Here is a 24,603-nt window from a genome sequence, read left to right as displayed (position 1 = left end):
CTCCGTTAAAGCGCTACGGGGGCAGGTGAATGAGGAGCGTCGAACTGACCGGCCATCCAGCCGCCGACATCGCTCAGTTGGGTGTCGACGGTGGCCTGCAGTGCCGACAATCGACCGCCGCACAAGGCGCCGAGGCGATCACTGATCTGGAACAGTTCGTCGAGGTCTTCGGAAATCACCAGAATCGCCGCGCCAGCGTCGCGCAAGGCAATCAGCGCCCGGTGAATGGTCGCGGCGGCACCGACGTCCACGCCCCAGGTCGGGTGCGCGGCCACCAACAGTCTGGGCTGCTGAAGGATTTCCCGGCCGAGGATGAATTTCTGCAAGTTGCCGCCGGACAGGCTGCGAGCCGGTACCTGGGCATTGGGTGTCTTGACCCCGAAGCGGCGAATGATGTCTTCGGCCAGCGCTTCGACCTTGCCACGCTGGATCAGCCCATTGCTGACCAGCCCCTGTTGAAATACGGTGAGCAGGGCGTTATCTGCCAGGCTCAGCTCCGGCACCGCGCCGTGGCCCAGACGCTCGGCGGGGACGAATGCCAAACCAAGTTTGCGTCGTGCGTCCGGCCGCAAATGAGCGACCGGTTGCCCGCCGAAACGGACCGTCGCGCTGTCATCGCGGGGCAACCGTTCTTCACCACTGAGCAAGGCCAGCAACTCATCCTGGCCATTGCCCGCCACCCCGGCGACACCGACGATTTCGCCGCTGCGCACCTCGAGATTAATGTCCTTGAGCGAGCAGCCGAACGGGTCCGGGTTGTGCCAGGACAATTCAGCCACATTCAAAAAAGCATCAGCGCCCATGACCTTTGGGTAGTCGGTGATCAGCTCGGCGGCTTCACCGACCATCAACTGCGCCAGTTGCCGGTCCGAGCATTCGGCCGGTACGCAATGCCCGGCCACCCGACCGCCGCGCAACACCGTAGCGCTGTGGCACAACGCGCGTACTTCGCCGAGCTTGTGGCTGATAAACAGAATGCTGCAGCCCTCGGCGGCCAGTCGGCGCAAAGTGACGAACAATTCATCGGCCTCTTGCGGAGTCAGTACCGACGTCGGCTCATCGAGAATCAGCAGGCGGATGTCTTGCATCAGGCAACGAATGATTTCCACCCGCTGACGCTCGCCGATGGACAGGCTGTGGACAAGTCGCTCCGGTTCCAGCGCCATGCCGTAGCGCTGGGACACTTCACGAATCTTCGGCTCAAGCTGCTTCGGTGTTCCTGCCGCGGCGCCCATTGCCAGCGCGATGTTCTGCGCCACGCTCAGGGTTTCGAACAGCGAGAAATGCTGGAACACCATGCCGATCCCGAGACCGCGAGCCTGGGCCGGATTGCGCATGCTCACGCGCTGGCCCTGCCAGATCATTTCCCCTGAGTCGGCGTGAGTGACGCCGTAGATGATCTTCATCAGGGTACTTTTGCCCGCACCGTTTTCGCCGAGCAAGGCGTGGATTTCACCGGGCGCAATGCTCAGGTCGATGGCGTCGTTGGCCAGGCAACCGGGATAACGTTTGGTGATTCTGCGCAATTGCAGGCGGGGTGTTTGATCGGGGATCGGCACGGGGTTGGACATGACAGGCTCGGGTCAACTGAAGTTATGCCTGGGGATAAAGCAATTTCCTGGCCATTGAGTCAGGAAAACGGCAAAGCCTTGCAGGCATAGGCTTTTTCGACGGTGCCTCGCCTTATCCCAATTCCAAATCAGGCACCACTTGAGGGCAAGCCGTTTGATCAGGCTCCGGTTTTGCGCGCGATGAGTTGGTCAAAAAACAAGCAACAGGCTACACGCTAGGTTGGATATGGCGCTGCGCCAGCCATGAACGGGTTATCCACAGGTTGTTCCACAGTATTTGTGCGCAAGCCGACCGCACGGGCATAAGCACCGAGGGGCTTTCTTCTAATGGCGATAAACCGCTCTAACTGACTGTTTTTACATGGAATAAACGTCACGACTGGTGAGTTGGACGAAAAATGAGCAAAGCCCGCAAAGCCGCATGACAGAAGGGTTACAGCAGAATGTGCTCAGGTTATCCACAGCCGGGTGCACAGCAGATGTGGGCAAGTGTCGAGGGCTAAGAAAATCGGGGTGCCCCAAAAGATCGCAGCCTTCGGCAGTTCCTACGGGATTTGCGTTTATCCGGTATTACGGGTGGGCAAGGTCGGCGTAGGAGCTGCCGAAGGCTGCGATCTTTTGATCTTTGATCTTCAACGCTGCAACAAAATGCGCCCGCGACTCAAATCCGCCAGTTGCATTTGCAGCGTATCTATCTGCTCGTCGCCAATCGCCAATTGCAGTTCCACACCATTGGCCGTGAAGGTTTCCTCCACCACCAAACCACCCAGCTCCGCCACCCGAAGCTTCACCAACGGCAACTCGCCAAATGCACAGGCACAACTGACCGGCACCCGACTGATCAACTCGACTTTCGGTGCCCCTTGCAGGCATTTGTTGGCACTGCCGCCATACGCTCGGGCGAGGCCGCCGGTGCCCAACTGGATGCCGCCATACCAGCGGATCACCACGACCGCGACCTGATCGCACTCCTGCGCTTCGATCGCTGCAAGGATTGGCCGGCCAGCGGTGCCACCGGGTTCGCCATCGTCACTGCTGCGGTATTGATCGCCGAGCTTCCAGGCCCAGCAATTGTGCGAGGCATTCAAATCACTGTGTTGCTCAAGGAACGCCTGGGCGTCACCTGCGCTGGTGATTGGCGCGGCGAGGGCGATGAAGCGGCTTTTGCGAATCTCTTCGCGGTATTCGCAAAAACCGCTGAGGGTAAAAGGCATAAGTGTCTTAGAGCGAAGGCGTCAGGCCGCAGCCTTTGAGAATGATGCGAATCAGGTTGCTGCCGGCGTCTTCCATGTCTTGCTTGGTCAACCTGGTGCGCCCGGTGACACGGCAGATCTGCGTGGCAAAGTCGGCGTAATGCTGGGTGCTGCCCCACAGCAGGAAGATCAGGTGGATCGGGTCGACCGGGTCCATTTTGCCGGCGTCGATCCACGCCTGAAACACCGCGGCCCGGCCCTGAAACCAGTTGCGGTAGTCCTGGTTGAAATGCTCGGTCAGGCATTCGCCGCCGCTGATGACTTCCATGGCGAAGACCCGCGAAGCCTGTGGCTGGCGCCGGGAGAACTCCATTTTTGCGCGAATGTATCGCGTCAATGCTTCTGCCGGATCGTCCTCGACGGTCAGGGTATTGAAGGTGCTGTCCCATAACTCAAGGATGTTACTCAGCACCGCCACGTACAAACCGAGTTTGTTGGTGAAGTAGTAATGCAGATTCGCTTTGGGCAACCCGGCTTTCTGCGCGATGGTGTTCATGCTGGTGCCTTTGAACCCGTGACGGGCGAACTCGTCTTCGGCGGCTTTGATGATGGTCTCTTCGTTCTTCTGACGAATGCGGCTGGCGGGTTTGCCGCCGTGGGCTGGGACTTCAAAGGTCATAGGCACTTCCGAACAGGTAGATGGGTGCAACCAGATGCGTTGATAGCGCACCCGCACGTCTCAGACAAGTCCCGACGCGATAAATCCTGAACACCACAGTCCCTGTGGGAGCGGGCTTGCTCGCGAAGGCGGTGTGTCAGTTGCATAAATATCGACTGACACTCCCTCTTCGCGAGCACGCTCGCTCCCACAAGTTCTCAACGCGTCGCCGCCAGGCTCTCCAGAAAACTCTCCAGCACCAAGTGGGGACGACGGCCCTTGCGTGTGACCGATGCCAGGCTCAGGTCATAAAAGCGTGCCTTGGGTTTCAGTGCACGCAATCGGCCCTGCTGTACCCAGAGGCTGGCGTAATGATCCGGCAGATAACCGATGTAGCGCCCGGTCAGAATCAGAAATGCCATGCCTTCGCGATCCGACGCACTGGCGGTGCAATTGAGCGCCTGATAATGAGCCTGAATCTCGGCGGGCAAACGAAAGGTCGGGGCGATGGCGTCCTGGCGGTTGAGACGCTCATCGTCCAGCTGTTTGTCGTCGACATAGAACAACGGATGGCCGACCGCGCAATACAACAGCGAGCGCTCGCTGTAGAGCGGCTGATATTCCAGCCCCGATAGCGCGCTGGCTTGCGGCACCACGCCGACATGCAAGCGACCGTCGAGCACGCCTTGTTCAACCTCATTGGGTGCGATCATGCGGATCTGGATCTGCACGTCGGGGCCGCGTTCCTTCAGTTGAGCCAGGGCGTGGGTGATGCGCATGTGGGGCAGGGTGACCAGGTTGTCGGTCAGGCCGATGGTCAACTCGCCGCGCAAGTGTTGGTGCAGGCCGTTGACCTCGGTGCGGAAACTTTCCAGCGCACTTAATAGCTGCAACGCTGATTGGTAGACCTCGCGACCTTCTTCGGTCAGGGAAAAACCGGCGCGACCTCGTTGGCACAGGCGCAGACCGAGGCGCTGTTCCAGATCGCTCATCTGCTGGCTGATCGCAGAGCGACCGATGCCCAGCACCGATTCCGCTGCGGAGAAGCCGCCGCATTCCACCACGCTGCGAAAAATCCGCAGCAGGCGGATATCAAAGTCACTGACTTGCGCCAGTGGATCGGGGCGACGGGTACTCATAGTTTAGTTCGGGCCTGACTGAAGGTTAGAAAAGTTGGATTTCATCGACTTTATCCCCGTGGCAATTTAGCTGCAAGAACGCTTTTGATCTCCACGCCGCTTATTTGCTCTGCGAGGTTTTGCCCATGAACGTGCCTGAAAACGCCCCGACTTCCCTGGCCAGCCAGCTCAAGCTTGACGCTCACTGGATGCCCTACACCGCGAACCGCAACTTCCAGCGTGACCCGCGCCTGATCGTAGCGGCCGAGGGCAGTTGGCTGACAGACGACAAGGGCCGCAAGGTCTACGATTCGCTCTCGGGTCTGTGGACGTGTGGCGCCGGGCACACTCGCAAGGAAATCCAGGAGGCGGTGGCCAAGCAATTGGGCACCCTCGATTACTCGCCGGGCTTCCAGTACGGTCACCCGCTGTCGTTCCAGCTGGCCGAGAAAATCACCGACCTGACCCCGGGCAATCTGAATCACGTGTTCTTCACCGATTCGGGTTCCGAGTGTGCAGATACAGCGGTGAAAATGGTGCGTGCCTACTGGCGCCTGAAAGGCCAGGCGACCAAGACCAAAATGATCGGCCGCGCTCGTGGCTACCACGGCGTGAACATCGCCGGCACCAGCCTCGGCGGCGTGAACGGCAACCGCAAACTGTTCGGTCAGGCGATGATGGACGTCGATCACCTGCCGCACACCTTGCTGGCGAGCAATGCTTTTACTCGTGGCATGCCGGAGCAGGGTGGTATCGCGCTGGCGGATGAATTGCTCAAGCTGATCGAACTGCACGATGCCTCGAACATCGCAGCGGTATTCGTCGAGCCGTTGGCCGGTTCCGCTGGCGTGCTGGTTCCGCCGCAGGGTTATCTCAAGCGTCTGCGCGAGATCTGCGATCAGCACAACATCCTGCTGGTGTTCGACGAAGTGATCACCGGTTTCGGCCGTACCGGTTCGATGTTCGGTGCTGACAGCTTCGGCGTGACGCCGGACCTGATGTGCATTGCCAAGCAAGTCACCAACGGCGCGATTCCGATGGGCGCAGTGATTGCCAGCTCCGAGATCTACCAGACCTTCATGAACCAGGCGACGCCTGAGTACGCCGTGGAATTCCCGCATGGCTACACCTATTCCGCGCACCCGGTAGCCTGCGCCGCTGGCCTGGCGGCACTTGACCTGCTGCAAAAGGAAAACCTGGTGCAGAGCGTGGCTGAAGTCGCGCCGCATTTCGAAAATGCGTTGCATGGTTTGAAGGGCTCGAAGAACGTTATCGACATTCGTAACTACGGGTTGGCCGGTGCAATCCAGATCGCGCCTCGCGACGGCGATGCCATCGTGCGTCCGTTCGAAGCCGGCATGGCCCTGTGGAAAGCCGGGTTCTATGTGCGCTTCGGCGGCGACACCCTGCAGTTCGGCCCAACCTTCAACAGCAAGCCGCAAGACCTTGATCGTCTGTTCGATGCGGTCGGCGAAGTGCTGAACAAGACCGACTGATTTCTCCCTCTATTCCCTCTAATAGAAAGAAAGGCGTCCTTTAGCGGGCGCCTGTGGACAATTTTTCAGGAGCCCCGCATGAGCCTTATCCCGCATTTGATCAATGGCGAACTGGTGACCGAAGACGGTCGCACGGCCGACGTGTTCAACCCGTCCACCGGTCAGGTTATCCACAAGCTGCCATTGGCCAGCCGCGAAACCATTCAGAAAGCCATTGACTCGGCCAAGGCTGCGTTCCCGGCCTGGCGTAATACGCCGGCGGCCAAGCGCGCTCAGGTGATGTTCCGCTTCAAGCAACTGCTGGAACAGAACGAAGCCCGTATCGCACAACTGATCAGCGAAGAACACGGCAAGACCCTGGAAGATGCTGCCGGTGAATTGAAGCGCGGGATCGAGAACGTCGAGTTCGCCTGTGCGGCGCCGGAAATCCTCAAGGGCGAGTACAGCCGTAACGTCGGGCCGAACATTGATGCCTGGTCGGATTTCCAGCCATTGGGCGTGGTGGCCGGTATTACTCCGTTCAACTTCCCGGCCATGGTGCCGCTGTGGATGTATCCGCTGGCGATCGTCTGCGGCAACTGCTTTATTCTGAAACCGTCCGAGCGCGATCCAAGCTCGACGCTGCTGATTGCTCAGCTGCTGTTGGAAGCCGGCCTGCCGAAAGGCGTGCTGAGTGTGGTGCATGGCGACAAGGCTGCGGTGGATGCCTTGATTGAAGCGCCGGAAGTCAAAGCGCTGAGCTTTGTCGGTTCGACGCCGATTGCCGAATACATCTACGCCGAAGGCACCAGGCGCGGCAAACGCGTCCAGGCGTTGGGCGGGGCGAAGAACCATGCGGTATTGATGCCGGATGCGGATCTGGATAACGCAGTCAGCGCACTGATGGGCGCGGCTTATGGTTCCTGCGGTGAGCGCTGCATGGCGATCTCGGTGGCGGTGTGCGTCGGCGATCAGGTGGCGGATGCGTTGGTGGCCAAACTGACGCCGCAGATCAAGGCGCTGAAGATCGGTGCGGGTACGACCTGTGGTCTGGACATGGGGCCGCTGGTTTCCGGTCAGGCGCGGGATAAAGTCAGTGGCTATATAGAAGATGGCGTTTCGTCCGGTGCATCCTTGGTGGTCGACGGTCGTGGTCTGAGCGTGGCCGGTCATGAGGAAGGTTTCTTCCTGGGTGGCTGCCTGTTCGATAACGTCACGCCAGAAATGCGCATCTATAAAGAAGAGATCTTCGGGCCGGTGCTGTGCGTCGTTCGGGTCAACAGCCTGGAAGAGGCGATGCAACTGATCAATGATCACGAGTATGGCAACGGCACCTGCATCTTTACCCGTGATGGGGAAGCGGCGCGGTTGTTCTGCGATGAGATCGAAGTGGGTATGGTCGGCGTCAACGTGCCATTGCCGGTGCCTGTGGCGTATCACAGCTTTGGCGGCTGGAAGCGTTCACTGTTCGGCGATCTGCATGCTTATGGTCCGGATGGCGTGCGGTTCTACACCCGTCGCAAGGCTATTACCCAGCGCTGGCCGCAACGGGCGAGTCATGAAGCTTCGCAATTTGCATTCCCTAGCTTGTAAGTAGAAGGGCTGAAGGCCGACCTCTTGAGGTCGGCCTTTGTGTTTTCGGGCTTTTTTGACCTATATGACAGAAATGTGAAGATAGGAGTTGACGGCAGATTCTGGACGTCTATAATTCGCCCCACTTCCGGCGCAGTCGAAACGGAAAACTTCTTGGTAAACAATGAGTTACGCAGTTTTCGGCAGCGGTTACGCTTCAGTTCATCGAGGCCAGAAGGAGTTGGTAAGGCAGTGTGTTGTCGCCTTATTGACGGTTCGATCTTCTCGGTCGAAAGCGGAGAAAAACAGGTGTTGACAGCAGCGACTAACGCTGTAGAATTCGCCTCCCGCTAACGAGAGATCGGAAGCGCAAGTGGTTGAAGTTGCAAAGGAAACTTTGAAAACTTCTGAAAATAACCACTTGACAGCAACGGAGGCTGCTGTAGAATGCGCGCCTCGGTTGAGACGAAAGATCTTAACCAACCGCTCTTTAACAACTGAATCAAGCAATTCGTGTGGGTGCTTGTGGAGTCAGACTGATAGTCAACAAGATTATCAGCATCACAAGTTACTCCGCGAGAAATCAAAGATGTAACCAACGATTGCTGAGCCAAGTTTAGGGTTTCTTAAAAACCCAAAGATGTTTGAACTGAAGAGTTTGATCATGGCTCAGATTGAACGCTGGCGGCAGGCCTAACACATGCAAGTCGAGCGGCAGCACGGGTACTTGTATCTGGTGGCGAGCGGCGGACGGGTGAGTAATGCCTAGGAATCTGCCTGGTAGTGGGGGATAACGCTCGGAAACGGACGCTAATACCGCATACGTCCTACGGGAGAAAGCAGGGGACCTTCGGGCCTTGCGCTATCAGATGAGCCTAGGTCGGATTAGCTAGTTGGTGAGGTAATGGCTCACCAAGGCGACGATCCGTAACTGGTCTGAGAGGATGATCAGTCACACTGGAACTGAGACACGGTCCAGACTCCTACGGGAGGCAGCAGTGGGGAATATTGGACAATGGGCGAAAGCCTGATCCAGCCATGCCGCGTGTGTGAAGAAGGTCTTCGGATTGTAAAGCACTTTAAGTTGGGAGGAAGGGCAGTTACCTAATACGTAATTGTTTTGACGTTACCGACAGAATAAGCACCGGCTAACTCTGTGCCAGCAGCCGCGGTAATACAGAGGGTGCAAGCGTTAATCGGAATTACTGGGCGTAAAGCGCGCGTAGGTGGTTCGTTAAGTTGGATGTGAAATCCCCGGGCTCAACCTGGGAACTGCATTCAAAACTGTCGAGCTAGAGTATGGTAGAGGGTGGTGGAATTTCCTGTGTAGCGGTGAAATGCGTAGATATAGGAAGGAACACCAGTGGCGAAGGCGACCACCTGGACTGATACTGACACTGAGGTGCGAAAGCGTGGGGAGCAAACAGGATTAGATACCCTGGTAGTCCACGCCGTAAACGATGTCAACTAGCCGTTGGGAGCCTTGAGCTCTTAGTGGCGCAGCTAACGCATTAAGTTGACCGCCTGGGGAGTACGGCCGCAAGGTTAAAACTCAAATGAATTGACGGGGGCCCGCACAAGCGGTGGAGCATGTGGTTTAATTCGAAGCAACGCGAAGAACCTTACCAGGCCTTGACATCCAATGAACTTTCCAGAGATGGATTGGTGCCTTCGGGAGCATTGAGACAGGTGCTGCATGGCTGTCGTCAGCTCGTGTCGTGAGATGTTGGGTTAAGTCCCGTAACGAGCGCAACCCTTGTCCTTAGTTACCAGCACGTAATGGTGGGCACTCTAAGGAGACTGCCGGTGACAAACCGGAGGAAGGTGGGGATGACGTCAAGTCATCATGGCCCTTACGGCCTGGGCTACACACGTGCTACAATGGTCGGTACAGAGGGTTGCCAAGCCGCGAGGTGGAGCTAATCCCATAAAACCGATCGTAGTCCGGATCGCAGTCTGCAACTCGACTGCGTGAAGTCGGAATCGCTAGTAATCGCGAATCAGAATGTCGCGGTGAATACGTTCCCGGGCCTTGTACACACCGCCCGTCACACCATGGGAGTGGGTTGCACCAGAAGTAGCTAGTCTAACCTTCGGGAGGACGGTTACCACGGTGTGATTCATGACTGGGGTGAAGTCGTAACAAGGTAGCCGTAGGGGAACCTGCGGCTGGATCACCTCCTTAATCGACGACATCAGCTGCTCCATAAGTTCCCACACGAATTGCTTGATTCATTGAAGAAGACGATAAGGTTTCTCCTTAAAGAGAAGCTTTTTTGTATTAAAGCTTAGAAATGAGCATTCCATCGTGATGATGGTGAATGTTGATTTCTAGTCTTTGGCTAGATCGTTCTTTAAAAATTTGGGTATGTGATAGAAAGATAGACTGAACGTTACTTTCACTGGTAACGGATCAGGCTAAGGTAAAATTTGTGAGTTTAATCGCGAATTTTCGGCGAATGTCGTCTTCACAGTATAACCAGATTGCTTGGGGTTATATGGTCAAGTGAAGAAGCGCATACGGTGGATGCCTTGGCAGTCAGAGGCGATGAAAGACGTGGTAGCCTGCGAAAAGCTTCGGGGAGTCGGCAAACAGACTTTGATCCGGAGATGTCTGAATGGGGGAACCCACCTAACATAAGTTAGGTATCTTAAGCTGAATACATAGGCTTAAGAAGCGAACCAGGGGAACTGAAACATCTAAGTACCCTGAGGAAAAGAAATCAACCGAGATTCCCTTAGTAGTGGCGAGCGAACGGGGACCAGCCCTTAAGTGGCTTTGAGATTAGCGGAACGCTCTGGAAAGTGCGGCCATAGTGGGTGATAGCCCTGTACGCGAAAATCTCTTAGTCATGAAATCGAGTAGGACGGAGCACGAGAAACTTTGTCTGAATATGGGGGGACCATCCTCCAAGGCTAAATACTACTGACTGACCGATAGTGAACTAGTACCGTGAGGGAAAGGCGAAAAGAACCCCGGAGAGGGGAGTGAAATAGATCCTGAAACCGTATGCGTACAAGCAGTGGGAGCCCACTTTGTTGGGTGACTGCGTACCTTTTGTATAATGGGTCAGCGACTTATTTTCAGTGGCGAGCTTAACCGAATAGGGGAGGCGTAGCGAAAGCGAGTCTTAATAGGGCGTCTAGTCGCTGGGAATAGACCCGAAACCGGGCGATCTATCCATGGGCAGGTTGAAGGTTAGGTAACACTGACTGGAGGACCGAACCGACTACCGTTGAAAAGTTAGCGGATGACCTGTGGATCGGAGTGAAAGGCTAATCAAGCTCGGAGATAGCTGGTTCTCCTCGAAAGCTATTTAGGTAGCGCCTCATGTATCACTGTAGGGGGTAGAGCACTGTTTCGGCTAGGGGGTCATCCCGACTTACCAAACCGATGCAAACTCCGAATACCTACAAGTGCCGAGCATGGGAGACACACGGCGGGTGCTAACGTCCGTCGTGAAAAGGGAAACAACCCAGACCGTCAGCTAAGGTCCCAAAGTTATGGTTAAGTGGGAAACGATGTGGGAAGGCTTAGACAGCTAGGAGGTTGGCTTAGAAGCAGCCACCCTTTAAAGAAAGCGTAATAGCTCACTAGTCGAGTCGGCCTGCGCGGAAGATGTAACGGGGCTCAAACCATACACCGAAGCTACGGGTATCACTTAGGTGATGCGGTAGAGGAGCGTTCTGTAAGCCTGTGAAGGTGAGTTGAGAAGCTTGCTGGAGGTATCAGAAGTGCGAATGCTGACATGAGTAACGACAATGGGTGTGAAAAACACCCACGCCGAAAGACCAAGGTTTCCTGCGCAACGTTAATCGACGCAGGGTTAGTCGGTCCCTAAGGCGAGGCTGAAAAGCGTAGTCGATGGAAAACAGGTTAATATTCCTGTACTTCTGGTTATTGCGATGGAGGGACGGAGAAGGCTAGGCCAGCTTGGCGTTGGTTGTCCAAGTTTAAGGTGGTAGGCTGGAATCTTAGGTAAATCCGGGATTCCAAGGCCGAGAGCTGATGACGAGTGTTCTTTTAGAACACGAAGTGGTTGATGCCATGCTTCCAAGAAAAGCTTCTAAGCTTCAGGTAACCAGGAACCGTACCCCAAACCGACACAGGTGGTTGGGTAGAGAATACCAAGGCGCTTGAGAGAACTCGGGTGAAGGAACTAGGCAAAATGGCACCGTAACTTCGGGAGAAGGTGCGCCGGTGAGGGTGAAGGACTTGCTCCGTAAGCCCACGCCGGTCGAAGATACCAGGCCGCTGCGACTGTTTATTAAAAACACAGCACTCTGCAAACACGAAAGTGGACGTATAGGGTGTGACGCCTGCCCGGTGCCGGAAGGTTAATTGATGGGGTTAGCTAACGCGAAGCTCTTGATCGAAGCCCCGGTAAACGGCGGCCGTAACTATAACGGTCCTAAGGTAGCGAAATTCCTTGTCGGGTAAGTTCCGACCTGCACGAATGGCGTAACGATGGCGGCGCTGTCTCCACCCGAGACTCAGTGAAATTGAAATCGCTGTGAAGATGCAGTGTATCCGCGGCTAGACGGAAAGACCCCGTGAACCTTTACTATAGCTTTGCACTGGACTTTGAATTTGCTTGTGTAGGATAGGTGGGAGGCTTTGAAGCGTGGACGCCAGTTCGCGTGGAGCCATCCTTGAAATACCACCCTGGCAACTTTGAGGTTCTAACTCAGGTCCGTTATCCGGATCGAGGACAGTGTATGGTGGGTAGTTTGACTGGGGCGGTCTCCTCCTAAAGAGTAACGGAGGAGTACGAAGGTGCGCTCAGACCGGTCGGAAATCGGTCGTAGAGTATAAAGGCAAAAGCGCGCTTGACTGCGAGACAGACACGTCGAGCAGGTACGAAAGTAGGTCTTAGTGATCCGGTGGTTCTGTATGGAAGGGCCATCGCTCAACGGATAAAAGGTACTCCGGGGATAACAGGCTGATACCGCCCAAGAGTTCATATCGACGGCGGTGTTTGGCACCTCGATGTCGGCTCATCACATCCTGGGGCTGAAGCCGGTCCCAAGGGTATGGCTGTTCGCCATTTAAAGTGGTACGCGAGCTGGGTTTAGAACGTCGTGAGACAGTTCGGTCCCTATCTGCCGTGGACGTTTGAGATTTGAGAGGGGCTGCTCCTAGTACGAGAGGACCGGAGTGGACGAACCTCTGGTGTTCCGGTTGTCACGCCAGTGGCATTGCCGGGTAGCTATGTTCGGAATAGATAACCGCTGAAAGCATCTAAGCGGGAAACTAGCCTCAAGATGAGATCTCACTGGGACCTTGAGTCCCCTGAAGGGCCGTCGAAGACTACGACGTTGATAGGTTGGGTGTGTAAGCGCTGTGAGGCGTTGAGCTAACCAATACTAATTGCCCGTGAGGCTTGACCATATAACACCCAAGCAATTTGCTGACTCGAGAGAGCACCAGATTGCGGTGTGTGAAGACGCAATGAACCGAAAGTTCGCACAAACACACAAACTATCGCATACCCAATTTGCTGAAGCGTCGAAAGACGGTTCGGTACCCGAATTTCTTGACGACCATAGAGCATTGGAACCACCTGATCCCATCCCGAACTCAGCAGTGAAACGATGCATCGCCGATGGTAGTGTGGGGTTTCCCCATGTGAGAGTAGGTCATCGTCAAGATTAAATTCCGAAACCCCTATCTGCGTATGCAGGTAGGGGTTTTGTTTTTCCCGCAGGAAAGTTCGTACAACATCATCGGACCGCTCCCGGCTGTCACGGTCTGCCGACAGTGCTAAGGTTCGGCCCTAGCTTTTGTATTTTCCCAAGGAAGCCTTTATGCCGGACGCCACGTCCCTCAGTGCTGGTTTTATGGTGGTTCACGGCAACCGCCTGGACGAGTTGCGCAGCCTGGTGGTCAGTTGGATGCGGCGCTACCCGCTGGCTCCCTTGGAAAATGAAATCGCTCTGGTACAGAGCAACGGCATCGCCCAATGGCTGAAGCTGGCACTGGCCGAAGATCCTGAAGATGACGACATGGGCGGTTGCGGAATCGCCGCCGCCATCGATGTGCAGTTACCAGGCAGCTTCATGTGGCAGCTCTATCGCATGGTGCTGGGACGTAACGAAATCCCGGCCAAATCCCTGCTCGATAAAGCTCCGCTGACCTGGCGTCTGATGCGTCTGTTACCTCAGTTGATCAATCAACCGCATTTCGAGCCCCTGCATCGCTTCCTTACCCATGACACCGATTTACGCAAGCGCTACCAATTGGCGGAGCGACTGGCGGATCTGTTCGACCAATATCAGGTATATAGGGCCGACTGGCTCGAAGACTGGGCAGAAGGTCGTCATCAGTTACGAAATGGCAGAGGCGAAGCCAAAGCCCTGACCCCGGCCAACTGCTGGCAGGCGGAGCTGTGGCGTGCGCTGTTGCTGGATGTTGGTGAACAAGGCATGGCGCAAAGCCGCGCGGGCGTCCACCAACGCTTTATCGAGCGTATCAATAGTCTCGACATGGCGCCCTGTGGATTGCCTTCACGGGTGATTGTTTTCGGGATTTCTTCATTGCCTGCCCAAGCCCTGGAAGCACTTGCCGGCTTGGCTCGGTTCAGCCAGGTTCTGTTGTGCGTACACAACCCATGTCGTCACCATTGGGCGGACATCGTCGCCGATAAAGATCTGTTGCGGCATCAATACAAACGTCAGGCTCGCAAGCGCGGCATGCCCGTTGTGCTCGACCCACAAACTCTCCATCAGCATGCGCACCCGCTATTGGCCGCGTGGGGTAAACAGGGGCGGGACTACATCAATCTGCTCGACAGTTACGACGACCCCAACAGCTATCGCTCGGCGTTTCGCGACGGGCGTATCGACCTTTTCAGCGATAACCAGCCGCAGAACATGCTCAATCAACTGCAGGACGACATCCTGGAATTGCGTCCCCTGAATGAAACTCGCGAGCGTTGGCCTGCTGTTGATCTGGATAAGGACGAATCGATCCGATTTCACGTCGCTCATAGCGCTCAACGCGAAGTGGAGATCCTCCACGATCAGTTGCTGGCTCGATTCAGTGCTGATCCAGACTTAAGGCCTCGCGACGTGATCGTGATGGTTCCGGACATCGACAGTTATGCCCCTCACATCCGTGCTGTCTTTGGTCAGCTTGATCGCCATGACCCGCGTTTCATTCCCTTCACGCTCGCGGATCAAGGCCAGCGCGGCCGGGATCCGCTACTGATTGCTGTCGAGCATCTGCTGAAGTTGCCCGACAGTCGCTTTCCCGTCAGCGAGATCCTTGATCTGCTCGACGTTCCGGCATTACGCGCCCGGTTTGGCGTAGAAGAACGTGACCTGCCGATCTTGCACCGTTGGATCGAAGGCGCAGGTATCCGTTGGGGGATGAATGCCGAGCAACGCGCGGGTTTGGGGCTGCCTGAAGAACTGGAGCAAAACAGTTGGCATTTTGGTCTGCGACGGATGCTGCTCGGTTATGCCGTGGGTAGTGCCAGTGCCTGCGAGGGGATCGAACCCTACGATGAGATTGGTGGTCTGGATGCCGCGCTCATAGGTCCTTTGGTGGCATTGCTGGATGCGCTGGAAATTGCCCACCAGGAACTCACTCAACCTGCGGCGCCCAAACAATGGGGCTCGAGGTTGCAAGCTTTGGTGCAGTTGTTCTTCCTGGCCAGTAACGAGCATGACGACTATTTGTTGGCTCAACTTGAAGAGTTGCGTGAGACCTGGCTTGAGACCTGCGAGTCCGTAGGCTTGCAGGATGAGTTACCGCTGACCGTGGTCCGTGAAGCCTGGCTGGCTGGTCTCGACCAAGGTCGCCTGTCTCAGCGCTTTCTCGCCGGTGCAGTTAACTTCTGTACCTTGATGCCCATGCGAGCGATCCCGTTCAAACGAGTCTGCCTGTTGGGCATGAATGACGGCGATTACCCTCGCGCACAGCCGCCGCTGGACTTCGACCTGATGGGCAGCGACTACCGGCCTGGTGATCGTTCCCGGCGCGAAGATGACCGCTATCTTTTACTGGAAGCATTGTTGTCGGCACGTGACCAACTCTATATCAGCTGGGTCGGTCGCAGTATTCGGGACAACAGCGAGCGCCCTGCTTCGGTATTGATAGGACAGCTGCGTGACCATCTCGCCAGCGGCTGGCAATCGCACGATGACAATGATGATCTGCTTGAGTCCATGACTCAGGAACATCCCCTGCAACCCTTCAGTGCTCGCTATTTCCATGAAGGCGATGATTTGTTCAGCTACGCCAGCGAGTGGCAGTTACTTCATCAAGCCAGTGATCTAACGACTCATACCGAGGTTCTCGAACCCTACGTTCAGGACGAACCGTTGAGCCTGGGGCAGTTGCAGGATTTCTTGCGCAATCCTGTGAGGCATTTCTTCAGTCAGCGGCTCAAAGTGTTCTTCGAGGCTGCTGAAGTGCCTTTGGCGGATGAAGAGCCGTTTGTTCTCGACGCGCTGCAACGCTATAGCCTCAGCGACAGCTTGCTCGAGGCGGCACTCGGGCAACTGGACCAAACCGATCAGGCGCTGGAGGCGCAGGCAAAACGCCTGCAAAACAGCGGGCTCTTGCCCATGGCCGGTTTTGGCGAGTGTCTGCAGCGCGAGTTGATCGAGCCGCTGCCGGATCTGCTGCTGCGCTATCAGCAGCTTCTGGCGCTATGGCCGACCCCGCTCACCAGCGCGTTGCCGGTGAATCTGGAACTGCATGGACTACATCTGGAGGGTTGGCTCGGTGGCCTGCATCAACGCGCAGATGGCGGCTTATTGTCGGTTTCTACGATTCCCAACAGCATCGGTTCAATCAAGGCCCGCAAATGGCATCGCCTGACGCGGCCATGGGTCAATCACCTGGTTGCCTGTGCCAGCGGTATGTCGATGACAACCGCACTGGTGGCCAGCGATGACAGTTTGCTATTGGCCCCCTTGGCGAAGGGTGCAGCACTTGATGTCCTGAATAACCTGTTACTGGCCTGGCAAACAGGCATGCGCCAGCCGCTGCCGATTGCAGTAAAAACGGCCTTCGCCTGGCTCGCTCAAACCGACCCGGCCAAAGCTGACGCCGCTGCTCGCAAGGCTTATGAAGGCGACGGCCAGACCACTGACGGCGAGCGCCGCGAAAGCCCGGCACTGGCTCGGCAATTTGGCGATTACGATGCACTGGTTGCCGATGAGACCTTCCCCGATTGGTGCGACGCTTTGTATCGGCCGCTGTTTGAGGCTTCCTGGCGTTCATTGAGCAGCGAGGAGGCGCGCTCATGACCACGAAAACACCGTTGGCCCTGGCATTCCCCCTGCGTGGCAGCCAACTGATCGAAGCCAGCGCCGGGACCGGCAAGACCTTCACCATTTCTGCGCTTTACTTGCGTCTGGTCCTGGGGCGCGGTGACGAATCGAGTGGTTTTGGGCGTGAATTGTTGCCGCCGCAAATCCTCGTGGTGACCTTCACCGATGCCGCGACCAAAGAACTGCGCGAGCGTATTCGCACTCGGCTGGCCGAAGCGGCACGGTTTTTCCGTGAAGAGACACCGGCACCGGATGGCCTCATTGCCGAACTGCGCGAGCAATACCTGCCCGAACAGTGGTCCAGTTGCGCAAACCGTCTGGACATCGCCGCTCAGTGGATGGATGAAGCGGCGGTATCGACCATCCACAGTTGGTGCCAGCGTATGTTGCGCGAACATGCATTCGACAGTGGCAGCCTGTTTACCCAGACCCTGGAAACCGATCACAGCGATTTGCTCGGCGAAGTCCTGCGCGACTACTGGCGACTGTTCTGCTACCCGATGCAAGGCGATGCGCTGAACTGGGTTCGCGGTAACTGGGGTGGCCCGGCGGCGTTGTTGCCGCGAGTGCGTGGGTTGTTCGCCAGCGAGCGTGACAGCGTTGAAGGTAAAGAACCCGCCGAGTTGATTGCCGAGTGCCTGGAGGAACGACGGGCCGCTTTGCTCGAGCTCAAGATGCCCTGGCGTCAATGGGCCAATGAGTTGCTTGCCATCTGTCACCAGGGCGTCGCGAGCAAGAGCGTCGATGGTCGCAAGATGCAGGCACGCTACTTCGAACCCTGGTTCGAAAAACTTCGGACCTGGGCCGAAGATGAATCTCTGGAGCAGCTGGACATTGGCACCGGCTTCACTCGCCTGACTCCTGATGGCATGGCAGAAGCCTGGAAGGGTGAAGCCCCCCGCCATCCGGGTCTGGATGCCATGCCCGGCCTCAAGGCCAGCCTCGATGGCTTGCCGACCCCCGATGCCGCCGTGCTGCAACACGCTGCCCACTGGGTCGGTGCTCGGTTCGAGGAAGAAAAGCGTCGCCGCGCGGAAATGGGCTTCGATGACATGCTGCTGCGCATTGATGCGGCCTTGCAGTCCGATGGCGGTGAGCGCCTGGCAACCCTCATCCGCGAGCAGTTCCCGGTCGCGCTGATCGACGAATTCCAGGACACCGACCCGGTGCAATACCGAATCTTCGAGAGCATTTATCGCATCGAAGATAACAATCCTGAATCCGGTCTGTTTCTGATCGGCGATCCGAAGCAGGCAATCTATGCCTTTCGCGGTGCCGACATTTACACCTACCTGCGCGCTCGCCAGGCTACCGCTGGCCGCCTGCATACCCTGGGCACCAACTTCCGTTCCAGTCATGGCATGGTCGGTGCGGTGAATCATGTGTTCGAGCGCGCCGAATCTCGGGAGCAGGGGCGTGGAGCATTCCTGTTTCGTGAGAAGAATGGCGAAAACCCTGTACCGTTTCTGCCCGTCGAGTCCCAGGGACGCAAAGAAGTTCTGCGTATTGATGGTCAGGTTGTACCTGCCCTGAATATCTGGCACCTGTCCGCCGATCAGCCACTGTCTGGCGCCGTGTATCGACAACAATTGGCCTCCGCCTGCGCCAGCGAAATCACCGCACTGCTCAATGGCGGTCAGCAAGGCCGTGCGGGCTTCATCCAGGACGGTAAGGACTTAAGAGGTCTGCTGCCGGCGGATATCGCGATTCTGGTGCGTGACGGCAAAGAGGCCCAGACCGTGCGCGGCGAACTTGCCGCCCGGGGTGTGCGCAGTGTTTACCTGTCAGACAAGGATTCAGTATTCGCCGCGCAGGAAGCCCATGACCTGCTGACCTGGCTCAAGGCGTGTGCCGAGCCGGATGTCGAGCGTCCACTGCGGGCTGCGCTGGCTTGCATCACGCTGAACCTTTCGCTGGCAGAGCTGGAACGACTGAATCAGGATGAACTGGCCTGGGAAGCACGGGTCATGCAGTTCCGCGGTTATCGCGAGCTCTGGCGCAAGCAGGGCGTATTGCCAATGCTGCGGCGTTTGCTGCACGATTTCCAGCTGCCCCAGGCATTGATCGCGCGCAGCGATGGCGAGCGGGTATTGACCAACCTGTTGCATCTGTCCGAGTTGCTGCAGCAGGCCGCTGCCGAACTCGATGGCGAGCAAGCGCTGATCCGTCATTTGTCCGAGCATCTGGCGTTGTCCGGCCAGGCTGGCGAAGAGCAGATCCTGCGCCTGGAAAGCGACGAGCAACTGGTCAAGGTCGTGACCATCCACAAATCCAAAGGGCTTGAATATCCGTTGGTGTTTCTGCCGTTCATCTGCTCGGCAAAACCGGTGGATGGCAGCCGTTTGCCGTTGCATTACCACGACGCGACGGGTAAGGCTCAGGTGAGCTTGAAGCCAACGACCGAGTTGATCGCCCAGGCCGATGATGAGCGTTTGGCCGAAGACCTGCGTCTGCTCTATGTAGCCCTGACCCGGGCACAGCATGCTTGCTGGCTCGGTGTGACCGACCTCAAACGCGGCAATAACAACGGCTCGGTTCTGCACCTCTCTGCGTTGGGTTATCTGCTGGGCGGTGGTGCGCCATTGGCCGAGTCGGCAGGATTGCGGCGTTGGCTGGAAGATTTGCAGCAGGGCTGTCCGGCGCTGAACTACGGTGAAATGCCTGAAGCGACCGCCGAGCATTACCATCCGCCGCGCAATGAAGCGACCTTGCTTGCCCCGCTGATACCCAAGCGCAAAGCCAGTGAAAACTGGTGGATCGCCTCCTACAGCGCTTTGCGCATTGGCGACAGTCTGAGCGTGGGCAGTGACGAAGCCCCGGAGAGCCCGCAAGCACAAAAGCTTTTTGACGACGAACGTCTCGATCCGCAAACGCCGCGAGAAGTGATCGCTGGCGGTGCTGATATCCATCGATTCCCTCGTGGCCCGAACCCCGGCACTTTTCTCCATGGATTGCTCGAATGGGCCGGTGACGAAGGTTTTTCCGCCGCACCGCAAAACGTGGAAGATGCCATCGCCCGCCGTTGCAACCGCCGTGGCTGGGAAGGCTGGATCACCACGCTGAGCGACTGGCTGCAGCACTTGCTCAAATCCTCGCTGCACATCGGTGATGGGCAGGCACCGGTGGTGTTCGAGAAACTGACTCAATACCGGGTCGAGATGGAGTTCTGGTTCGCCAGCCACAAGGTCGATGTGCTCAAACTCGATGAGCTGGTGTGTCAATACACTCACAACGGTGTGGCCCGGGTGGCCGCTGAACCGGTGTTGCTCAATGGCATGTTCAAAGGTTTCATCGACCTGACGTTCGAGCATGATGGCCGCTATTACGTCGCTGACTACAAATCCAACTGGCTGGGCGGCGATGATGCGGCCTATACCGAGCAGGCCATGGAGCAGTCGATTCTCGATAACCGCTATGACCTGCAATATGTGTTGTACCTGCTCGCCCTGCATCGCCAGCTCAAGGCGCGGCTTGCCGATTACGATTACGACCGACATGTCGGTGGGGCGTTGTACCTGTTCCTGCGCGGTACTCGCGCGGCCAGCCAGGGCGTGTATTTCGCCCGTCCACCACGGCAGCTGATCGAGCGCCTGGACCGGTTGTTCCAAGGCAAGCCAGAGCCCAAGGCTGAACCCGCCTGGGAACAGGGAGTACTGCTATGAGTCGCACCTTCGCCGATTTGCTGCCCATGCCGTTGGCGGCCGAAAGTCTGGCGGGTCTGGCCCCGTTGAGTCGCGCTGATGATTTGTTGCTGCTGCTCACGCGCTGGGTCGAACGCGGTTGGTTGCGGCCGCTGGACAAGGCCTTCGTTGCGTTTCTCCACGAGCTCGCACCCGACGATGATCCACTGGTGCTGCTGGCCGCCGCGTTGGCCAGTCACCAGTTGGGCCATGGCCATGTCTGTCTGGATCTGTTCGAAACGCTGAAAGAACCAGACTTCGCTCTGTCGCTGCCACCGGAAGGTGATCTGCAAAGCGGTGCGATGTTGCTGCCGTCGCAATTGCTTGAGGCACTGGAGGGTGCCCATTGGTGCAAGGTCCTGGCGTCCAGCCGTCTGGTGGCTCTGGCCGTTGACGGGCGTGAGGCCGCGCAGCACCGACCATTGGTGCTGTCGGGTAAACGCCTGTACCTGCGCCGCTACTGGGCTTACGAGCGGCGGATCGACAACGCCCTGCGTCAGCGTCTGGCGGCACACGAAACAACACCGAATGATTTGCCCCAACGTCTGACCGGCCTGTTCGGTCCAGCCAAGTCTGATGAAGTGATCGACTGGCAGAAGCTCGCTTGCGCCCTGGCAACCCGTAGCGCATTCAGCATCGTCACTGGCGGCCCGGGAACCGGTAAAACCACCACGGTCGTGCGCTTGCTTGCATTGCTCCAGGCACCCGCGGTGGAGGCCGGCAAACCGCTGCGCATTCGTCTCGCGGCCCCCACCGGCAAAGCTGCCGCACGATTGACCGAGTCCATCAGTCAGCAGGTTCAAACCCTGAAAGTTGCTGAAGCCGTACGGGAGAAGATCCCGTCGGATGTGACCACCGTGCACCGTTTGCTCGGCAGTCGTCCCGGCACCCGGCATTTCCGCCACCACGCCGGTAATCGCTTACCGCTGGATGTATTGGTGGTGGACGAAGCCTCGATGATCGACCTGGAGATGATGGCCAACCTGCTCGACGCGTTGCCGGCCCATGCCCGTTTGGTACTGCTCGGTGACAAGGACCAACTGGCGTCGGTAGAGGCCGGTGCCGTCCTGGGTGATCTGTGTCGCGATGCCGAAGCCGGTTGGTACAGCCCGCAGACCCGCCAGTGGCTGGAGGCGGTCAGCGGTGAAAACCTCGATGCCAGCGGTTTGCGGGAAGACACCCACGGAGCGCATCCACTGGCCCAGCAAGTCGTGATGCTGCGCCACTCACGGCGCTTCGGCGAGGGTAGCGGCATTGGTCAGTTGGCCCGTTGGGTCAACCAGCAGCGTCCCGAGGACGCGCGCAAGCTATTGGCCGCTGCAAGTCATGACGACGTATTTTCCCTGGTCCTCAAGGGGGAGCAGGACCGTGCTCTGGAGCGCTTGCTGCTCGAAGGCCATGGCGAGGGACCGCAAGGCTATCGGCATTATCTGAGTCTTTTACGCAGTCAGCGGCCACCGCTCGACAGCCCGCTCGACGATCCACGCTGGACCCATTGGGCTCGCGTGGTGCTGCAAGCCTTCGACGCTTTCCAGCTATTGTGCGCGGTACGCAAAGGGCCTTGGGGTGTGGAAGGCTTGAATCAGCGAGTGACCGACGCGCTGCTCAAGGCTCGGCTGATCGACAGCGACCACCAGTGGTACGAAGGGCGGCCCGTGCTGATGACCCGCAACGACTATGGCCTGGGTTTGATGAACGGCGACATTGGCATTGCCCTCAGGCTGCCGGAGCGTGAAGGCCCCGAGGCCGGCCGGCAAGTGTTGCGTGTGGCCTTCCCGCGCAACGATGGTCAGGGCGGTGTGCGTTTTGTCCTGCCAAGCCGGCTCAACGATGTCGACACCGTGTACGCCATGACCGTACACAAATCCCAGGGCTCGGAATTTGCCCATACCGCGTTGATTCTGCCGGATGCCCTGAACCCTGTGCTCACCAAGGAGCTGATCTATACCGGGATTACCCGGGCCAAAGACTGGTTCACCCTGATTGAGCCTCGCGCCGGCGTATTCGAAGAGGCCGTGCAGCGCAAGGTCAAGCGCTTGAGCGGGTTGATGCTGGAGCTGGAAGAGGGGATCGAGCCGAGTCACTGACGGAGGCGCGCCAGACGACGGAATCTGTCCGAAGTGCCGTAGTGCGTGGCCTCGCGGGTGTTTCGGTGCTGTGCTATCGTTGCGGCATCATTTCGTTGTAATCGAAGAGAATCCCTGCATGAAGGTGGCTGTCTGGGCGACAGAGCGCGTCGTTGGCTGCAAGCAAGTACTACTTGCCGGCCTTCTCTGTTTGTTGACGGGCGTTGTCTGCGCTGAGCCGGAAACCGCCGTGAGCAAGGCCGACCAACGTGCCAGATCAGTCACTCAAGTGGTGCTCGGGATCCTCAGTTATGCCCGGTGGCCTGTTGAGCCCCAACAGCTGCGTCTGTGCGTGGTCGGCCCCACCGAATACACAGACGACCTGGTCAAAGGCCCCACCCAGGCCACTGGTCGGCCGGTTACCGTGCGGCGGCTTTTGGCCGACAACCCGGCCATTGCCGGTGAGTGCGATGCGGTGTACATCGGCAAGCTGACCAGCGACGAACGCAGTCAGCTATTCACCTCGTTGACAGGGCGCCCGGTGGTGAGCATCAGCGAAGGCGGTGATCAATGCACCGTCGGCAGTCTGTTCTGCCTTCGGGTCGGCGATGAGCAGGTGTCCTTCGAGGTCAACCTCGACTCGATCGCCCGCAGCGGCGTGCGCATTCATCCCAGTGTGCTGCAACTGTCACGCCGCAAGCCGGCGGCACCATGAGCCTGTTCAAACTTCGTATACGTCCGACCCTGGGGTCGGTTATCGGCCGTGGACATTTGATCGTCGCCCTGGTGGGCGTGGCCATGGCCAGTGTTTCATTGACCCTGCTGGGCGTTCTGGCCTTGCGGGTCTACGCCGATCACAACCTGCATCTGATCGCCCGTTCGATCAACTACACCGTGGAAGCCGCGGTGGTGTTCAACGACAAGGTCGCGGCTACCGAAGCGCTGGCGTTGATCGCATCCACCGAAGAAGTGGCTGATGCACAGGTGATGGACGAGCAAGGCGAGGTGCTCGCACGTTGGCAACGACCGGAAACGGGGTTGCTTTCTGATCTTGAAATGCAGATCGCCCGGGCGATTCTGGAAAAACCCATCAGCATGCCGATCGTCCATCAAGGTCAGGAAATCGGCAGCATTCTGCTCACCGGTCACGGCGGCAGCCTGATGCGCTTTTTGCTCAGTGGTCTGGTGGGGATCGTCTTGTGTACCGCTGTCAGTGCCTGGGTTGCGCTCTATCTGGCGCGTCGGCAATTGCGGGGGATCATTGGCCCGTTGCGCAGCCTGGCCGCCGTGGCTCACGCCGCCCGCAGCGAGCGAGCCTTCGACCGGCGCGTGCCGCCCGCCGACATTGCCGAACTCGACAACCTGGGCAACGACTTCAATGCCTTGCTCGATGAGCTTGAGTCCTGGCAGACCCACCTGCAAAGCGAAAACGAAACCCTGGCCCACCAGGCCAGCCATGACAGCCTTACCGGACTGCCGAATCGGGCGTTTTTCGAAGGCCGCCTGATGCGTGCCTTGCGCAATGCCGGCAAGCTGGATGAGCGAGTGGCCGTGCTGTTTCTCGACAGCGACCGGTTCAAGGAGATCAACGATAACTTCGGCCATGCCGCCGGCGATGCGGTGCTGATCGCTGTGGCAACCCGGGTTCGCGCACAGCTGCGTGAAGAGGATCTGGTCGCGCGTCTGGGCGGCGACGAGTTTGCCGTCCTGCTGACGCCGTTGCACAAGACCGAAGACGCTGAATGGATTGCCGACAAAATCATCGCCAGCATGGAAGTACCCATCCCGTTGCCGGGCAGTACTCAGGTGTTGACTTCACTCAGTATTGGCATCGCCGTGTACCCGGATCATGGGGGCACACCGGGTGCGCTGCTCGATGCGGCCGACGCCGCGATGTACCAGGCCAAACGCCTTTCCCGAGGCGCCCAGCACACGTCGGGGTCGGAGCACCCTGTCGCTCATGTTCAAACCAGGAGCTAATTTCT

At 57.9% G+C, this 24,603-nt stretch carries 11 protein-coding genes and 3 rRNA genes; 10 read left to right on the top strand and 4 right to left on the bottom strand.

The window, feature by feature from the left end:
- Window positions 1-5: 5 nt before the first annotated feature.
- The 4 genes from LOY38_RS26145 to LOY38_RS26130 form a co-directional block, all read right to left on the bottom strand.
- Entirely contained in the window at window positions 6-1,571 is a 1,566-nt protein-coding gene (locus LOY38_RS26145; RefSeq protein WP_258697685.1) for an ABC transporter ATP-binding protein, read from the bottom strand.
- 632 nt (window positions 1,572-2,203) lie between these two features.
- Complete coding sequence (locus LOY38_RS26140) at window positions 2,204-2,785, bottom strand: YigZ family protein (protein WP_258697684.1); 582 nt, start codon at window positions 2,783-2,785, stop codon at window positions 2,204-2,206.
- A 7-nt stretch (window positions 2,786-2,792) separates the two neighbouring features.
- Entirely contained in the window at window positions 2,793-3,443 is a 651-nt protein-coding gene (locus LOY38_RS26135; RefSeq protein WP_258697683.1) for a TetR/AcrR family transcriptional regulator, read from the bottom strand.
- 197 nt (window positions 3,444-3,640) lie between these two features.
- Complete coding sequence (locus LOY38_RS26130; RefSeq protein WP_258697682.1) at window positions 3,641-4,561, bottom strand: LysR family transcriptional regulator; 921 nt, start codon at window positions 4,559-4,561, stop codon at window positions 3,641-3,643.
- Between the two features lie 125 nt (window positions 4,562-4,686).
- On the opposite strand from LOY38_RS26130, the gene LOY38_RS26125 reads away from it, so the two are divergent.
- The 10 genes from LOY38_RS26125 (at window position 4,687) to LOY38_RS26080 (ending at window position 24,598) form a co-directional block, all read left to right on the top strand.
- Window positions 4,687-6,036, top strand: a complete 1,350-nt coding sequence (locus LOY38_RS26125; protein WP_258697681.1) for an aspartate aminotransferase family protein — start codon at window positions 4,687-4,689, stop codon at window positions 6,034-6,036.
- Window positions 6,037-6,114: 78 nt separating this feature from the next.
- Window positions 6,115-7,608, top strand: a complete 1,494-nt coding sequence (locus LOY38_RS26120; RefSeq protein ID WP_258697680.1) for a CoA-acylating methylmalonate-semialdehyde dehydrogenase — start codon at window positions 6,115-6,117, stop codon at window positions 7,606-7,608.
- A 625-nt stretch (window positions 7,609-8,233) separates the two neighbouring features.
- Window positions 8,234-9,772: ribosomal RNA gene (locus tag LOY38_RS26115) — 16S ribosomal RNA — on the top strand.
- Between the two features lie 315 nt (window positions 9,773-10,087).
- Window positions 10,088-12,979 (top strand): 23S ribosomal RNA (locus tag LOY38_RS26110).
- Between the two features lie 144 nt (window positions 12,980-13,123).
- Window positions 13,124-13,239: ribosomal RNA gene (rrf, locus tag LOY38_RS26105) — 5S ribosomal RNA — on the top strand.
- Together the 16S, 23S and 5S rRNA genes form the textbook arrangement of a ribosomal RNA operon.
- A gap of 156 nt (window positions 13,240-13,395) precedes the next feature.
- Window positions 13,396-16,848, top strand: a complete 3,453-nt coding sequence (gene recC, locus LOY38_RS26100; protein WP_258697679.1) for an exodeoxyribonuclease V subunit gamma — start codon at window positions 13,396-13,398, stop codon at window positions 16,846-16,848.
- Window positions 16,845-20,534, top strand: a complete 3,690-nt coding sequence (gene recB, locus LOY38_RS26095; RefSeq protein ID WP_258697678.1) for an exodeoxyribonuclease V subunit beta — start codon at window positions 16,845-16,847, stop codon at window positions 20,532-20,534. The genes recC and recB overlap by 4 nt, the downstream gene beginning before the upstream one ends.
- Window positions 20,531-22,639 (top strand): exodeoxyribonuclease V subunit alpha, encoded by a 2,109-nt coding sequence (recD, locus tag LOY38_RS26090; protein WP_258697677.1) that lies wholly within the window; start codon window positions 20,531-20,533, stop codon window positions 22,637-22,639. The genes recB and recD overlap by 4 nt, the downstream gene beginning before the upstream one ends.
- 118 nt (window positions 22,640-22,757) lie before the next feature.
- A complete protein-coding gene (locus tag LOY38_RS26085; RefSeq protein WP_258697676.1) occupies window positions 22,758-23,333 on the top strand; it encodes a YfiR family protein in 576 nt (191 codons plus the stop codon).
- Window positions 23,330-24,598, top strand: coding sequence for a diguanylate cyclase domain-containing protein (locus tag LOY38_RS26080; RefSeq protein WP_258697675.1), 1,269 nt, complete (start codon window positions 23,330-23,332; stop codon window positions 24,596-24,598). Before LOY38_RS26085 ends, LOY38_RS26080 begins: the two co-directional genes overlap by 4 nt.
- The last annotated feature ends 5 nt before the right edge of the window (window positions 24,599-24,603 follow it).

It is taken from the genome of Pseudomonas sp. B21-015 (genome assembly GCF_024749285.1).
In the GTDB taxonomy this organism is placed as follows: Bacteria; Pseudomonadota; Gammaproteobacteria; order Pseudomonadales; family Pseudomonadaceae; genus Aquipseudomonas.
The sequence above is the reverse complement of the archived record's forward strand: the minus strand, read 5'-3'. Positions and strand labels throughout refer to the sequence as shown.